This is a genomic window from Ruminiclostridium sufflavum DSM 19573, from assembly GCF_003208175.1.
Classification (GTDB): Bacteria; Bacillota; Clostridia; order Acetivibrionales; family DSM-1351; genus Ruminiclostridium; species Ruminiclostridium sufflavum.
This window is the reverse complement of record NZ_QKMR01000001.1, coordinates 298,419-315,855: the sequence shown is the minus strand read 5'-3', so window position 1 is coordinate 315,855 and position 17,437 is coordinate 298,419. Positions and strand designations below refer to the sequence as shown.

Genomic DNA, 17,437 nt, shown 5'->3' with positions numbered 1-17,437 from the left:
AAATTAAACATTTAGCGCCGAAACTCGGCTTGGAGGTTAAAATGATTAATATAAATAAAATAGAAAATAAAGGCCAGACAGATTCGGAAACGAGTCATCAATTGCAGGTGAGTACACGTTTTATGGAAACATTTGAAATAGTTCGCCCCATAAAACCCGGTTCTGATTTCGGCTTGTTTTTAAACGACGAAGGTAATCTGGATATTTATTCGGTGGGTACTGAAAATTATGTATATAGAATTCGGCAAAACAGCAATAGCAATGCTCCGTGGACTCAAACCGAACTGGGCTTTAAAGCCGGTATGTTAAGCATATATGAAGGTAAATCCGGCAAAAATAACCCTGATGTTATGGGTGTGAATGAAGAGGGAAAGCTTACACTATCTGTGTATGACTCTGAAAATAAGACTTACCGGCAGCAGGTAAGCCAGCCTGTGCAGGCAGTAAAAAAAATTATAAGGTTTCTGGCTGCTAAAAAATATGAAAATGTGTATGCAAATGTTATTCTTGAGGATAATACAGTTTGCAGCAGCTTTATGAAGTCTGACGGAACATGGGCTTCCCGTGATTGGGTTCCTATCAAGGAAAGCTCCGGCAGCAGCGCCGATGCAAAGGCATATCAAATTGCCATGTGCCATAATAATCCTGTGCAGAATGCGCTCTATGCCATTGGCACTGATAAATCTGTTCTGTTTTCCGATTCCAGCTCCAGATTTTCATATTTTACCTGCTTAAGCGGACTAAAGGCTGTTGACATTTCGGTTATTCAGGATGTTGACAAACGTCTGAATATATTTGCTGTGTCGGACAAGGATAGAGGAGTATACGTCAAGCGTGAAAAGAAGTATTCCTCAACAGGTAAAATTGAATGGGAGCCTTGGACCTTGGTCAGCAATGTGACAAAGATAAGGAATATACGTACTGCTATAAATTCAACAGGCATAATCGAAGTGTTCGGGATACAGGACGATTCCCGGGGGACTCTTTATATATCCCGTGAAACTAAAAATGAAAAGGGTGATCGCACAGGCTGGACGGAGCTGTTTCCGCTGTCAAATCCCGTACCGAACTCACAGTTTGAGGTGGCTCAGAATGCTCAAGGATACTCTGAGGCCTACACGGTTTCCCAATATAATACCGCGCAAGGCATAAACAGTATGCATTATCCTCAGAATGCAGGTGAGGGGGAAGCCGCATATATGTACCGGTTCTGCCAGAGCCCTCAGACGACACAATGGTTCTCAATGCCTGTAATGATAGAGGAAGCTGCCAAAATGGTACCTGTTCCTACACACAGTGTTGAGCTTGCTGTGCTTTATCCTAATGGAGCGGCATATCCTTTTGCAGATGTGCGCCTTAATACATCAGTTACCTCAACTATCCGCATTAACGGACTTGCATACATTGCAAGCCCATTGCAGCAGGTTTCCGCAAAGGCTGATGCCGCAGGAATGGTTTCGTTTAATTACAGCACCACCAGCCTTGCTTCTCCCACCTTTTTTATAAATACTGCGGATATGCAGGGGGGGGAGGGTGTTACAATAGAACCAAACCTAATGCTGCAAGCAAAAATGCATAATATAACAACGGATGAAATCCTTAATGCCCGAGGTGCCGAAGGGCAGCTGCTCGTACAGGGCTCAGCTGAAGAACGGGAAAAAAATGCCGAGGCTGTTAAAAGTGTTATGCAGAACGCGGCAAGCATAGGTATGACTCAACTCAACTCATCTGATCCGAGGCTCTGCTACCTGAAAACGAACCGGAATACAAACGGGCTTCGCTACCATACCCGCGGAGCACAGGACAGCTGCTACAAGCTTGATATGAGTGATGTAAGCGAGCAGCACTGGCGTGTTATTTTTGATGATAATGGGGGTCTCCTCTTTGAAGCTTTAGATGCTGAGGGAGCCGGTATGTATATTTCAAACCTCTGCTCCGTTAATGCTTCCGGTTCATTTTTAGGCATAGAATGGGGGGATCTGTGGAATTCGATTAAACAGGGGGCAGGAGTTCTATGGGAAGGGCTTAAGCAAATTATAGTAACAACTATTATTAACCCGGTTACAAAGCTTGTTGAAACTATTAAGGTTGTTGCCGAATTTGTGATAGATGGCATTACCAAAGTGTTTGAGTCTGTGGTTAAGGCCTTCCAGCAGGCATTTGATGTAATTGAAGGGATATGGGCAAAGCTGAAAGTATTTTTTAAGGATTTATATGCATGGCTTGCTTTTTTCTTTAATCTGGAGGATATCAGCCGTACTGCCGATGCAGTAAAGCACACCATTAATGCCGCACTGGATTTCACTGTTATAGGGGTAAGGGCTGTAAAGGAGCAGGTCAGTCAGGCACTGGACGGTATCTCTGACGAACTGAAGAAGGCTGTGGATGAGTTTATAGGGAAAATGCCCGGTGAAGGAAGCATAGGAGAATACTGCGCTGCTTTTGAAGACCCCGCAGGCAAGGAAGTATATAAGGATGGCAGCTCCCATAATGTTATGCTTAATGCCTATAAGGAAAATTATATAAATGCGGAGCCTGCGCAGACAAGCTGTTTGATACAGAAAGAGGTTAATTTTTCTTCAAAGGAAAAAATTGAGGAATTGGTGGATATGCTTGTAAGTCTGGCTGATAATTTTGAATATGGTGACGGAAAACAAGCTTTTGATGAGGCAGTAGCATATTTTACAGCTATAGGACAGCATCCGGACCAAGCTCTGAATCTTGTTGTCAAGGGTGCCATAAAAATGATGGAAGCAAGTATGCTGTTTGTTCTTGATACAGCAAAGGGAATTATTCTTTCAATATTTGATATAGTTGCCGATATTGTTATTCTGGTCAGGGAGCTGCTTAATGAAGAATGGAAAATTCCGTTTGTATCAGATTTGTACGAGTTTTTCAGCGGAAAGAGTCTTACCTTCTCTGCAATGGATTTGTTATCCTATATAATTGCCATCCCGGGAACTCTGATTTTCAAAATTACCGAGAATAAGGCTCCTTTTCCGACCGATGAAGCTTTGCAGGAATTTGAAAAGGTATTTACGGCGGAGTGGCTTGCAGAGCAAAGCGGAATTGCTGCAAAAAGCAAGGTATGTGTGATGGCAAGTAATGCGGATATTACTCCTCAAGCTGTTATAGGCCCTATTTTTAAGGTTTTCGGCGGAACTATCTATTTTGTAAGGATAATTACCGAGACGATGAACATAGCGGCGACAGCTGCGGCCAAGCTCAGTGAGCAGCCGGATTTGCCGTTTTCAAGCCGTACGATTGGTGTCGCAAATCTTATTTGTGCATTCGGTTCTTCCGCATTTTCAACTCCATGGGCATTAAAGGAAAATGCCGGCGGGTTAAGCTGTGGAGATACTAACGGCTTGGGCAATATTATATGGCTGTGTAATCTCATTTGCGGTCCGGGCAGAAGCGGAGTATTGCTTGGTATAAATATTATAAGCAAAAAGGAATTGCCTACTGAGGTAGGAGACTTAACCGCAACCTTGTGGGGATGCGTACATATTGGAATGCAAATCTGGTATATCTGCCGTAAAAAAGATTTGTCAGATTCTCTTAAGGCACGTGCTATAATGTCACCCATGGGCTCCCAGCTTTTCCGGTTTGCACTGGTCGGGCCGTTGGTGGTAAGCACATATGGAATAACAGCACTTGCGCTGGAAATTCTTGTTCTTGCCACAAATACCGCGGATGGTATTATAACTCTGCAAACGGTTTGATTTTTACTGTAACTCCACCATAAGGGCTGCTGAATTTGATAATTCTATGTGTTTTATATTCTGCCTCCTGAAATTACACGTACAAGTATTAAAGCTTCAATATAATGCAGCAGCCCTTATTTTTTTTACATGTGTGCTTAGGATATAGTTAGGAAATACTTGGAGCTGCCAGCCGGATTTCTCATTTACAAGCTAGAGCAGCTAGTTTTCAATAAGAAAGGAGGGGTTGTTCCAGTTAAAAAAGGGAGAGTATGCAGCAAAAGCGGATATGCCGGCTAATGCTTTGGAAATTCGGTGATAATTCCGAGCAGGAAGCTCTTTATTAAAGAGTAGTCAATTGAATTTATTTCATTATCCCCATTGACATCACCTGCCCATAGGTCATCTGAAGCAGGAAAATCTATTATGCTTCCCAACAGATAGCTTTTCATTGCGGCATAGTCAAGTGAATTGACATGGCCGTCAGAGTTGACATCACCGATTATTCCTTTTGAATTTGAATTATAATCCGGAAATTGAACATTTCCGGAAACAATGTAAGCTGAGCTTTCCGCTTCTATAGCTCCGGGAAGGGCCGGCAGGGTATCGGTTACAGACTGGCCAAGAATATCCGTGATTCTTATCTGAAGAGGCTCTGTTCCCATTTGTTCCCCATGAAAATGGTTGTACAGCTGCTTTTCCATATTAATCCACTCTCCGTTTTTATAGTATTCCATTTTCAATACAGGATATTTGTGATTCCTCACTTGAATTTCCGCCCAATACTGGCTGCTTCCTTCCTTAATGCGGTAAGAAAGGTTTCCTGTGACAGGGGCTTTTACAATACGCCATTTTATATCAATTTTTCCAGCCAGCATATCTCCGATCTTGCCAAAGGAGATGGGACAAAGATCCAATGCGCCGTTTGCTCCTTCGGGATACCTGTCTGTTACATAAACAACTGTTTTTCCCGCCGGACCTTCCACCTCCAGATATGCCCCGGCAAGAGAGGAATTAACTCCATAGCTGTTGTAATCCTCTGTATTAAGAGCTGTAATTTCCATGTCCGGATTTATGGGGTCAAGAAGTGCATTTCCTCCCGAATAGCCTGAGCCTGTATATGTAGCATAGCCGTAATGCCAATCATCCCAAGCTGCAAAGGCTTGTACGGAAGAAAATGCCAAAGCAAAAATCAAGGAAATAATCAGAACGCTTGCTTTTTTCTTGAAATTGTATATTTTCATGTAATCACCCATATATAAAATTAGAATAAATTTAATAATATTCTACTATAATATGGAATATATCACAAGCTTTCAACATTTCAAAAGCTCCTATGACTGCTTGTGAAATACAAAAAATATTAATATTTAATATTAATGTAATATTTATATAATAATAAAAAATATTTAATATTTTGTCAAAAATAATAAATAGATGAAAAAAATATTGTAATTTATATTATGTTCTGCTAAAATTGTACATGAAATACCATTTATAAACATTTTTTAAAAATAGCAACATTATTATTGCAAGATGAAAAGGAGACAAGAAAATGACCGATTTTGACTTGAAATTAAATGCATGGCTGCAGGTAAATCATCCGGGCAGCAACATATTACTTGCAACTCCAGAAGTATGCGACGTGAATAAGCTTATGTCAAACGGCAGTAATATTGCGCCATCACAGGCGGCATTAACCGGATCAGGTGCTTCGGGTGCCTTGAGTAACACAGATTGGGCATCAAACCCTGCTTTAGGAGCTGCCAATCTGGCTAACATGGCAAGAGTTTCTGCCGGATATAATCCCACAGATTTGGATAATGCAGGTTCAACAACCACACAGTATCAGGCTTTTGTTCAAAAACTGGTTAATTGCCCTCTTTTTATAATAAAGCTGTCTGATCACCAAAGTATTACAAAGACCAGCAGCGATTGGAATACAATGATTGATTCCATTGCTGATACTTTTGAGGGTATTGCGGATAAGGATAAAAATTCAATTGTAACAGGCTTAAAGAATCTAGCGCAGGCAGCATCCTCAAAGATGAGTACCGAGGAAACGGAGTCTGTTTTTGTACAAAATGTAATTAATGTGGATAATGTTGTATCCTACTATTTATACAGCAGTAAAACATCATTTATAGAGCAAAAGGGAAAAGGCTATGATACAAAGCAGAGTTCCTTTGATATCTTGAAGCTGCGCTTGGAGTTCCAGAGTGATTTATGGCCAATGTACTGGCAGAAGGTTAAGGCAGCATTTGACGGTTCTATTGACGATTGGCTAAATGACAACAAAACTTCGACAGCCGGCACACAACCAATACCGGCATTGCAATAATCAGCAGCTTTTTAAAGGAGTATTCTTTGTTAATATATTAAGACAAGGAATACTTCCTTTTGAATATAGCCGGCGGCAATGCTGTTACTCAAATAGGAGGCATATTGTGGAACAAAAGTTAAATGAATGGTTTTGCTTTTTAAAAGATAATAATAGGTTGTCTTCTGCTAATAAGAATACAGGTACAGGCGGGAATGAATTTTTCGGGGCTGAAATACAGACATTGGGAGATACAGTATTATCTTTGGCTGAACTGGTTGGAGATAATAAAGCTCAACTGCAGCAGGCTGACAAGGAAATAAATGATTTGTTTATTGAATACGGAGCTTCTAATGCCGATTTTATTAATAAATTACAGGCTTCACCGGTCACAGGAATGGCAGCCATACTTTGTGCCTGTCAGAGAAATGCAGGCTTTTCACCTGAAAAAGGGCAAAATACATTGGCTCAATTTAATCAATTTGTTACGACACTGACAAAGTGTCCTCTGGTCAGAATAGAGGAAAATAAAGCATTTAATGCAGCAGGAACATTTACAAATAAAAAAGAGGTTATGCCGGATTCCATTACGCAGAACTTTATTTTTGAGGATAGCTGCATAAATAACGAAAACCTTACCGGGCAAATTCAAAAATGTCTGGATGAAATGGGAAACAATACTTATAAGCTGGTTGTTTATAATATGCAAACAGGCGGAGACCTCGATGCTTATCTGGAAATACACGCGGGAACTATTGAAGTCACCTGTACGGCAGGTATATTGAAAAGCTACAAGTTCTCGGCATTGGCCAAGGGCTTTTCTGCCAGAATTATAATGGAGGGTGCTAACTGGAGGAATAATGCCTCTCATATCATCAATAGTGCAGGCTTTGCTCCTATAAGCCAATGGATTCAGACTGATAATGTTCTCAGCCTGTAAAGGCAGGCAAATAATTTTTAATGTGCAATATTAATATTTTAGTATAAGAGTTGATTATTCTGATTAAAAACAGCCTTAAAAATTAATCTGTTCAGCAGGTCGGCGTTGAGTTCTGCATATATTGATGTGCATGTACGATATACGCCGATTTGTTTGTGAATGAATATATAAATTCAAGCGATTATTTTGGTAATAAGCCGGTTATAAGCTTGCGCACCGTTAACTTTTTATGTTAAAAAGCCGGGTGATAAATTTATATAATAAGTTTCAACAAAATATTTAAGCCCCTATGTAATATTTATATCAGCAGGATTGTTTTTTGACAAAAGTCCTTTTATTTTAACGGAGGTATTCCTATGACTAATAAATTTATTGAATGGGTTGGTAATCTAGGCAAACCTGAATTTAGCAAAATAAATAAGGCAATAGAATTGCAGCCGCAGAATTTTATGACGGCGGCAGATAACAGTACACCTTGTCCTGTAGTATGCAATACCCGTTTGGTTGGTTCAAATGCAGGTGATGCATTAAATGCGGACAGCAGGTATATAAACTACAAGGTAACGGGGCAGACAGCACAGGCACAGGAACTTCTTGCACAGAGCCCGGCAACTGTTTTGGCTATGATTTTAGCGCTAACTCAGCAGAAAACAGGCTTTAATCCCTCTGATCCGGCTCAGGCAGGAAATATGAATGATTATTTAAGATATGTAAAGGAACTGTTTCAATGCCCGGTGCTGGCCAATGAAGTAAATGATCAGATAAACTGTTCATATGGCTCTGACTGGGCTTCTACCATCAATATAATACTTGGATATTACAAGGGAATACAGCCTGCCGATTTAAACACCTTGAGTGACAGCCTTTGGGCTATAGCCAGAGCGGCATCCAGCTGCCCGAATACAAGTGAAACGATGAATCTGTTTGTTCAGAATGCACTGAACGTAGAAGACGGTTGTAAAATATATATGTATAAAACATTTGTGGAAATGGTAGAGGAAAAGCATAAAGGAAGCGGTAAAAATGCACCTGTATACACCTCTGACTGTACAAATTTCCAGCTGTATAGAAGCGTTTTTCATCTGGATTATAAGGAAATGGCCTCTTATTCCGCCTATCTTATGGGGCAGACGGATGCAAATCTGCACAGCTGGTTGAATGACAATTCTGCTCCGATGGGGACACAAGCCGTTAATTGGACATGCAATTTGTAGGAAGCTTTTATACGTACTCACAGGCTTTATAAAGAGTACGCAAAAAATAGGAGAACACAAAGGAAAAGAAAATGAATTCATATAAAAATACATACAACTCAAATAAGCTGAATAACTGCGAGGAAACACGCATTGCTATTATCGGAATGGCATGCCGCTTTCCGGGAGGCGCTTCAAATCCTGAGGCCTACTGGAATCTGTTAAAAAATAAAAGGGATGCTTCCTGTGAAATTCCAGAAAACAGATGGGATATCAAAAAGTTTTATAGTCCGGATTCGGAAGTGCCGGGTAAAGCTTATGTCAAGCGGGGCTCATTTTTACAGGAAGGAATTGACCAGTTTGATTCGGGGTTTTTTGGTATTTCCACCCGTGAGGCTACTCCTCTCGATCCGCAGCAGCGCCTGCTCTTGGAGCTCACATGGGAAGCCTTTGAGGATGCAGGTGTGGTTGCGGGCAATCTGTCAGGCACTAAAAGCGGAGTTTATATAGGAGGCTTTACATTAGATAATCAGATTCATTTGCTGAATGTATATAACAGAGAGGCTATTACAACGCATACAGCTATAAGCTCTACCGTTGGTATGCTGTCCAACAGAATTTCATACACCTTCAATTTGAGAGGCCCCAGTTTGACTGTAGATACAGCCTGCTCTTCTTCTGCGGTTGCCATACATCTGGCTTGCAGGGACTTGCTGAGTGGCGGCTGCAATCTTGCCGTGACAGGGGGAGTAAATGTAATGATACGTCCCGAGTATATGATTTCCATGTGCAAGGGAGGCTTTCTTGCTGCTGACGGACGGTGCAAAACCTTTGACAAAAGCGCAGACGGCTATGGCAGGGGTGAGGGAGCGGGAATTTTGATTTTAAAACGCCTGACCGACGCTATACAGGACGGAGATCCAATCCATGCGGTTATTGTGGACTCTGCCGTTAATCAGGATGGGCACAGCGATGGCATCACCGCACCCAATGCAGATTCGCAAATCAAACTTCTGGAGGAGCTGTATCAGCATGCAGGTGTTTTTCCGGAGGATGTTCAATATATTGAAGCTCATGGAACAGGCACAAAGGCAGGTGATAAGGCTGAAACAACTTCGATCGGCACGGCTGTGGCAACCCAGCGTTCCGGCAGCTCCAGCCTTATTATCGGTTCGTGCAAAACCAATATAGGACATCTTGAAGCGGCAGCGGCTGTGGCGGCTGTGATAAAAACTGTTTTATGCCTGAAGAACAAGGTTATTACACCTAATCTTCATTTCAAGGAGCCTAATCCTGAAATTGATTTTGATAAATTGAGGCTGAAGGTGCCTGTGGAGCTTACTCCATGGCCCAAGCACAAGGGAGCTGCACGGGCAGGTGTTAATTCCTTCGGTTTTGGAGGCACTAATGCACATATAATTCTGGAGGAGGCTCCCAAAATCAAGCATATCCGGACTCAGAGGCAGCAAAGGCCGATGATTTTTCCGGTTACGGCTGCAGCTTCCAATTCACTTTTGCAGAGAATCAGAAGAATTTCTGCCACACTTGAAAAAAGCTTTGATGTTGATATTGAGGATATCGGATACACTCTTGGAGTTCGGCAAAGCCATTTAAAACACAGATATGCGGCTGTTGCTTCCAATATGGAAGAATTGCGTGAAAGTCTGTATATATTTAATTCTAAAGCAAAGACATACGGAAGTGTTATTACCGGTCCAAGAAAAAAGGTAAATGAGGCTAAATGTGCCTTTGTTTTTACCGGTATGGGGCCTCAATATTGGGGAATGGGAATGGAACTGCTTGAAAAGGATGAAAATGCCCGAAGAATTTTGGCTAGGTGCGACGAAGTATGGAAGCCATTAGCAGGATGGTCCTTGCAGGAGTTGTTTTCAGATGGCTCGGGATTGCCGATGAATGAACCGTGGCAGGCACAGCCCGGTAATTTTGTGCTTCAGGTTATGCTGGCTGAAATAGCAAAAACATATGGGTTAACCCCTTCAGGTATTATAGGCCACAGTGTAGGAGAAATTGCTGCCGCATATATTGCCGGAGCTCTTACCTTGAGAGAAGCTTTAACCGTTACTTACAACAGAAGCCGTCTGCAGCAGCAGAAGGCGGGTGCAGGAAGGATGCTGGCAGTGCAGCTGTCCCAAACGGAAATTGTACCTTATTTGGAGGGGATGGATGAATTTGTTTCTATAGCAGCTATAAACAGCTTTAATTCCATTACCTTATCCGGCAGCCCCGAGGCTCTTCAGGCAGTATCTGAAAAACTGTCTGCCGAAGGGCATTTTAATCGTCTGCTTGCGGTGGAGGTTGCATATCACAGCTATCAGATGGAATCCCTAAATGAAGAATTTCTTCAAGACTTGCAAAAGCTGTCTCCGCAGGCACCTGAGATTCCTCTGTATTCAAGTGTGACAGGAGAGCAGGTGCAGGAAGCTGCACATAATGCCGGCTATTGGTGGAAAAATTTAAGGAATACGGTTTGTTTCTCAGCTGCAATTTCACAGATGATAAAAGACGGATATAATACTTTTATAGAAATAGGTCCTCATCCGGTGCTTGCTTCTGCAATAAAAGACGGGTTACAGGGAACGGAGGGAGAAACCTTTGCTTCACAGAATCGTAAAGAACCTCAGTTTAAGACCTTATGTGTTTCAATAGCAGCTCTGTTTGCGCGCGGAGTTCATATTGACTGGGGAAAGCTGTATCCCTCGGGAAATTTGGTCCGATTTGGCTCATATCCCTGGGACAAGGAAACCGTATGGTATGAAACTGAGCTGTCTAAGGCAGACAGATTAGGTATACCGGGGCATCCTCTGCTGAGAGCAAAAAAGGATGAGCCTTTGCCTGTATGGGAAGGCGAGTTGTCGCTTGTCAGACAAGGATATTTGAATGACCACCGTATTCAGCAGGAGGTTATATTTCCCGGTGCAGGCTATGTTGAGATGGCATTGGCTGCAAATTTAAAAAAGGGCAGTCAGATTTTACTGGAGAATTTTAAGTTCCACCAGACCTTGGAGGTGTTGAGCTCTCCTGTCCTGAGGCTGGTGAAGGATTCTGACGGGGAGGCCTTCAGTATTTACAGCCGCTCCCTGAAAGCTGATTCTGCATGGGTTAAAAATGCAAGCGGGAAAATGTTCACCTTGACCCTTCCGGAAGGTCTGCCTTCTTTGGAACGTGAGCAATTATCGGCTAAGAATACTAAACCTCTGATGATTGATGCTTTCTATCAGCTGCTTAAGGAACTGGGTCTTGAATTTGGTTCCGGTTTTAAAACCTTGAAGCAGGGCTTTGCTGATAAGGATGAAATATTGACGGAAGTTGAGGTCAACAAGGATTATAAAGATGAGGTGAAGGAGTATTTTATTCATCCCACTCTTTTAGACGGGGCATTCCAATCACTTCTGGCGTTGGCGGCTGATGAGCTTCGACGGGAAGACAGGCTGTATATTCCTTTTTCTATCGGAAGCATATATTTCTGCAAAAAACCCGGCAGCAGCGCATGGTGTCATGGAAGGATAACTGCAAGGAATTATCAGGAGATTCATGGCGACATAGCCATATATGACAGCGAAAATAATCTTTGTGTCCAGCTGAAGGATGTGGCAGTGAGAGGCCTTGCGGCTGATAAAAAAGCTATAGGCAGCGAGCTGCCCGCTCAATATATCAATAAATGGGTGCAGGTATCAAAGCCGGCTGCAGCCGGAGAAATTTTATATAAGCCTCAGACATGGCTTGTTTTTACAGATCAAAAGGGGATTGGTGCGCAGTTGCTCCGCGAAGCTGTAAGCCGCAGGATTTCATGTGTAGAAGTGTCGGAAGGACGGCAATTTGAACGCTGGGGAGCTGATAAATTTAAGGTAAGGCGCAATTCCTCTGAGGATATTGAACAGCTGTTCAGATATATTTCAGACAGGGACATTGGTGCCGTTGTATATTTATGGGGACTGGATATTCAGGATAAAGGAGATACGGATTACTCCCTGTATGCCGCAGGAACGGTTGATGTGACAGATTTAACTCATATAGTACAGTCTATGGGAAAAGCCATATCAAATCAGAATTGTAAATTCTGTATTGGCCTTTGCCGTGCCCAAGCGGTAGGAAAGGATATTCTTTGCAGGAATCCCGGACAAAATGCTCTGATAGGCTTTGCCAGAGTGCTTGGACTTGAATATGCGGATTATCAGGTCAGGGTTGTTGATTTGAACAGCCTTATTCCGGGTACCGGTGCGGCTGATTTGTTAAGTGAAATTATGGCGGCTGACAAGGAAACAGAAATTGCTTATCGTAATAATATCCGTTATGCAGCCAGATTGGAAAGATATGAATTAAAAGATCAAAAAAGTTTGGCAGAAAAAGCTGCAAGCTTTATGTATCAATCTGATTCGGGGCATTTTGCGGAAACAGCCCGAAGGGCACCGGCAAAGGATGAAATTGAAATAGCAGTACATACGTGCTATCCTGTAAATCTTTCTGCTGTTGTCAGGAATCCGTCAGGAGAAAGAATACTTTCATATTGCTGCGGAGCTGTAACACGTGTAGGAGATGCTGTGTCAGAGCTGTCGGAAAATCAGAGAGTTGTTGTGTTAAGTCCTCAGGAAAATATAAGGTCGTTTGCAACCTTGCCTGCAGGTGCCGTAATCAAGGCACCTGAGGGAATGTCTTTCCATGAAGCGGTTACATTGCCGGAATGGATTATTGCCTATGAGGTGCTTTTCAATAAAGGTAATCTGCATGAAGGAGAAACTGTATTAGTTCATCAGGTGATTGGAAGAATACAGCTTGCAGTTGTCTTACTGGCAAAGTGGAAGGGTGCCGAGGTTTTTGCAACTCATGACGGGCAGCATGGAAGAGAGCAGCTTGCAGAAATAGGAGCGGATTATGTTTTGGACTCAAGCAATTTCGGATTTATAGACAAAGTACGGCAGGTAACCTGTGGGAAGGGAATAAATATTATTGTAAGCTCTGCCGGACTTTTGATGCAAAAGAGTATCGAGCTTTCTTCAAACGGAGGGAAATATATATGCTTTGATGACGGCTCCGATGAATCCGAGAAAATACCTGTGCGTGTATTTGCAAAAGGGATTCAGTTCCATATTATGAATACAAAGGCGTTATGCTTTGACAGCTCTGAAAGGCTAGGGAGCATTTTAGGGCAATTAAAAGAGCTTGGTTCAATTATGAATAAGTTTGAGGTAAAGCCGTTAAGCATAACAAGAATAGAGGAGCTGCTGAAAATCCGTGCAAAAGGTGAAATAACATGGGCTGCGGTGCTGGAGGTATACGGTGAGCCTGTACCGTTGAGCACCCGGCTTTCATACAGCTTTATAAAGGAGGACGCTGCCTACGTAGTCACAGGAGGCTGGGGAGGCATGGGGCTGGAAACTTTGAGATGGCTGGCTGAACATGATGCCCGTAATATTATTGTGCTGAGCAGAAGCGGAGGTAACACTCCGGAAGCCCAGAAGACTGTGTCTGAGCTTCAAATAAAGGGTGTACGTATTTTAGATGAAAGAGTGGATATTTCAGACGGTCTGGCTCTGGCTCAGGCTATTGACAGGTGTAAAGCCGCCTTCCCGGAGATTAGAGGTGTTATTCATACGGCGGGAATAATTGACGATGCCGCACTGGACTCGCTGACTGACGTACAGATTCAGGCTGTTATGAAGGGAAAGGCACTGGGGGCTTGGAATCTTCATCATGCCTTGAGGGATAATGTACTTGACTTCTTTATTTGCTATTCATCTGTGGCCTCAATGACGGGCAATAGCTCTCAGGCAAACTATGCTGCCGCCAATGCTTTTCTTGACGGCTTGATGCAGTACAGAAGAGGCTTGGGACAAAAGGGTCTGAGCATCAATTGGGGAGTCATTGAGGATGTAGGTATGGCTGCCGGAAATGAGAGGCTGAAAGCTCACCTTGAACGGATAGGAATAAAGGGCATTACATCGCGTCAGGGCTTAAGGTGTATTTTACCTGCATTATTCGGGGAATGTACGCAGATAGGTATTTTTAATATGGATTGGAAAAAGTGGGCTTCTGACATTTCAATGCCTGCAGGCCGTATTGCGGAACTTGTGAAGGAAGAAGCTGAAGCTTCCGTTGATGATGAGCTTGATGCATTCAGAAGAAGGATTATAAGGGAAGACTCCTCCCAGCGTATATTTGCGGTAACAGGCCACATTGTCAATATGGCTGCGGCAATCCTTAAAATTGAGAGCAGCCGGATTGAAAGCAATTCAGACCTTGTGGAATTGGGAATCGATTCACTGATGGCGCAGGAACTGGCTGCAGAGATACTTAAAAAGACAGGCGTGCGCTTCAGGGCATTGTATTTATTGCGCGGTGCTACAATTTCTGAAATTTCAGAGGTAGTTCTGAATGAAATATTAGAAGGAAATAAAGATAATTTTGTTGCTGTGAGATAGGAATATTTAACCTTAATACATTATTTTTTATAATAATGAAGAAGCTATTAATTGTAAATGCAAAAATACAGTTAAGAGCTTCTTTTTTTTGTATTATTATTTAATACAGATGCACCAAGGAGACCGGGAGATCCCGGCACACTTGTGGCATCAGCAGAAAAAGCAATTAATCTGTTAGGCTGGAAACCAAAGTACGATGATTTGAGCAAAATAATAGAAACAGCATGGAATTGACATTCTGCACATCCAAACGGGTACAGCAGCCAGCGCTGACAACGGCTCCTTTATTATCAACATACTGTCAGGGTTTTCTTCAACAGGCTTGAAGCTTTTGAGTCAGGACCGACCATAATTTCAAATTCGCCGGGCTCAACCACATATCTTTCATCAGGGGTAACAATTGCCAGGGCCGATATCTGAAGGCTCATAGTTACGGTTTTTGTTTCTCCTGCTTTAAGAGATACTCTTTCAAAGCCTTTTAATTCCTTTTCAGGTGTCATTACAGAGCTGACCTTATCGTTTATATAAAGCTGAACAATTTCGGTACCAGCGTATTCTCCTGTATTTGTAATATCAACCTGCACCGCAACAGTATCTTCTTTGCCGCATACAGCGGAAGACAGCACGAGATTTGAGTATTGATATTTTGTGTAGGACAGCCCGAAGCCAAAGGGATAAAGTGCATTTCTTTCGGCAAGATCCATATATTTCGGACTGTGCCAGCCACTTAGCTGATTATAGTAAACAGGAATTTGACCGCTGTGATAAGGAAAGGAAACAGTAAGCTTTCCGCTGGGGACAAAATCACCGTAAAGAAGCTCTGCAACTGCTTTGCCGCCCAATATACCGGAATTGAAGCTTTCGACAACGGCATCGGCATTTTTTTGAAGCCACGGAACACATAGAGGCTTTCCGTTTACCAATACAGCAATCAGCGGCTTGCCAAGAGCCTTCAAAGCTTTAAGCAGCTTCTGCTGTGCCCCTGATAAATCCAGATTGGCTCTGTCCTTGAATTCCCCGTTTTGCTCCACACAATCCCCTATAACCGCTATAATGGCATCACAAGCTGCTGCTGCTGAAACTGCGTCTTCAATATTCTGATTCTCATCATCAAGGATATCGCAGCCTTTATGATATACCGTTTCAATCCCTTTTAAACGGGAACGCTCAGAAATGCCTCTAAGCATGGTATAATACTCAAAAGCGGGAACCGCCTCGGGATTTGGATCGGGATGAGTAAAAAAGGTCCAGTCCCCCAGCTGTGCTTTTAAGTTATCGGCATTTGGCCCAATTACCGCCAGCTTTTTAATGTTTGTGCTTTTGTTCAGCGGGAGAATATTTTTATCATTTTTAAGTAATACGATTGATTGTCTTGTCAGCTCCATATTAACCTGCAGGTGCTCCTTACAGGAGATAACGCTTCTGCTGGCATAGCCGCTTTTCTTTTTGACATCGAAAAGACCTGAGGAAAATTTGATTGATAATATTCTTCCAGCAGCTTCATCTATCAAGGATTCGGAAAGCAGGCCCGACTTAACAAGCCGGATTGCCGACTCGTAAAAATCATTTGTGGCCATAATCATATCATTACCTGCTTCAACAGTCTTTTTTGAAGCATCATCGAGATCAGGAGAAACCATCTGCAGGGTTACAAGACTTCCAGTGTTATTGTAGTCTGTTACTACAAAGCCTTTAAAGCCAAGCTCCTGCTTCAGTATGTCATACAGCAGCTTTTTATTTATTGCCATCGGAGTGCCGTCAATAGACTGATAACCTGTCATAAAGGTTGCACAGCCTGCCTCGATGGCTTTTTTGAAAGGCGGAAGAAATACCTCCCGGATTTTTCTGCAGGTCACTTCTGTATCATAGGCATCTTTTCCGCCTGTGCTTTCTCCATATCCGAGATAATGCTTTGCACAGGCAAGAATACTGTCGGCGTCAGACAGGCTTTTGCCCTGATAACCCTTTATAATGGCAGAGGCCAGCACACCTATCAGATATGAATCTTCTCCGAAGGTTTCATTTATGCGTCCCCAGCGCAAATCCCTGCCAATGCAAAGAACCGGTGAAAAGGTCCAATGTATGCCGTCTGCCGCAGCTTCCCTGGCGGTTACCCTGCCTGCTTTTTCAAGCAGCTCGGGATTCCAGCTGCAGGACATTCCAAGCTGGGACGGGAAAATAGTTGAGCCGTTCATAAGCCCATGGCCATGTATTGCATCAATTCCGAATATTATAGGAATGCCAAGGCGTGTTGATAATGCCAGTTCCTGAAGGTGTTCCGCCTTCTTGCCCAGAACGTGCAGGAAGGAGCCTGCCTTTTTATTACTTGCCCAATCCTCTGCCTCTTCAGCACTTAATGTATTATAGCTTATTTGCATCATTTGTCCGACTTTTTCTTCTAATGTCATGAGCGAAAGTAAGTTGTTTGTTCGTTCCTGCGGTGAAAGTGCGGGATTCTGATATATAAATTCCATTAACATAGCCATGCCCTGTATTCTGATATAAAAATCCATTTTGTAACGGCATGGACTCTTCACCTCCTGTCCAGATATTTTTACAATTTTATAAATTATGGCATAGGGCTGGTTTGAGCAGTTTAATCAGGCTGAAATACAGGGATAGTCTATTGCCTTTCAGCTAAAGCATGCTTTTAACCAGCTTCTTTATACATATTACATTGAAGATAATATTTTTTCAACCGGAAGCAGTTTGAACGATATAATTGCCAAAGGATAATGACCACAGACAGGTTGTTAATTTCCATTATAAATTACTTAATATATAGTTGAAAATTTAAAAAATCTTATTCCGGAATTTTTATAGGAATGTCCTGAAAGAAGGAG

At 42.5% G+C, this 17,437-nt stretch carries 7 protein-coding genes; 5 read left to right on the top strand and 2 right to left on the bottom strand.

The features are described from left to right. Positions 1-41: 41 nt before the first annotated feature. Positions 42-3,725 carry a hypothetical protein gene (locus LY28_RS01255; protein ID WP_133250168.1) on the top strand — a complete coding sequence of 1,228 codons (3,684 nt, stop codon included), beginning with the start codon at positions 42-44 and terminating at the stop codon, positions 3,723-3,725. A 275-nt stretch (positions 3,726-4,000) separates the two neighbouring features. Here the strand turns inward: LY28_RS01255 and LY28_RS01250 are convergent, their stop codons facing one another. After that, a complete protein-coding gene (locus tag LY28_RS01250) occupies positions 4,001-4,948 on the bottom strand; it encodes an expansin EXLX1 family cellulose-binding protein (protein ID WP_110460342.1) in 948 nt (315 codons plus the stop codon). Between the two features lie 311 nt (positions 4,949-5,259). Here LY28_RS01250 and LY28_RS01245 point away from each other — a divergent pair, with 311 nt between their 5' ends. From LY28_RS01245 to LY28_RS01230, 4 genes are all read left to right on the top strand, one after another. After that, positions 5,260-6,045, top strand: coding sequence for a hypothetical protein (locus tag LY28_RS01245; protein WP_110460341.1), 786 nt, complete (start codon positions 5,260-5,262; stop codon positions 6,043-6,045). Positions 6,046-6,151: 106 nt separating this feature from the next. Then, positions 6,152-6,964: a hypothetical protein gene (locus tag LY28_RS01240; protein ID WP_110460340.1), complete on the top strand. Its 813-nt coding sequence runs from the start codon at positions 6,152-6,154 to the stop codon at positions 6,962-6,964. A 356-nt stretch (positions 6,965-7,320) separates the two neighbouring features. Continuing rightward, positions 7,321-8,178, top strand: a complete 858-nt coding sequence (locus tag LY28_RS01235; protein ID WP_110460339.1) for a hypothetical protein — start codon at positions 7,321-7,323, stop codon at positions 8,176-8,178. Between the two features lie 71 nt (positions 8,179-8,249). After that, positions 8,250-14,594: a type I polyketide synthase gene (locus LY28_RS01230; protein WP_110460338.1), complete on the top strand. Its 6,345-nt coding sequence runs from the start codon at positions 8,250-8,252 to the stop codon at positions 14,592-14,594. Positions 14,595-14,884: 290 nt separating this feature from the next. Here LY28_RS01230 and LY28_RS01220 read toward each other — a convergent pair whose 3' ends face one another. Further along, entirely contained in the window at positions 14,885-17,074 is a 2,190-nt protein-coding gene (locus tag LY28_RS01220) for a glycoside hydrolase family 3 N-terminal domain-containing protein (RefSeq protein ID WP_165835458.1), read from the bottom strand. Positions 17,075-17,437 lie beyond the last annotated feature (363 nt).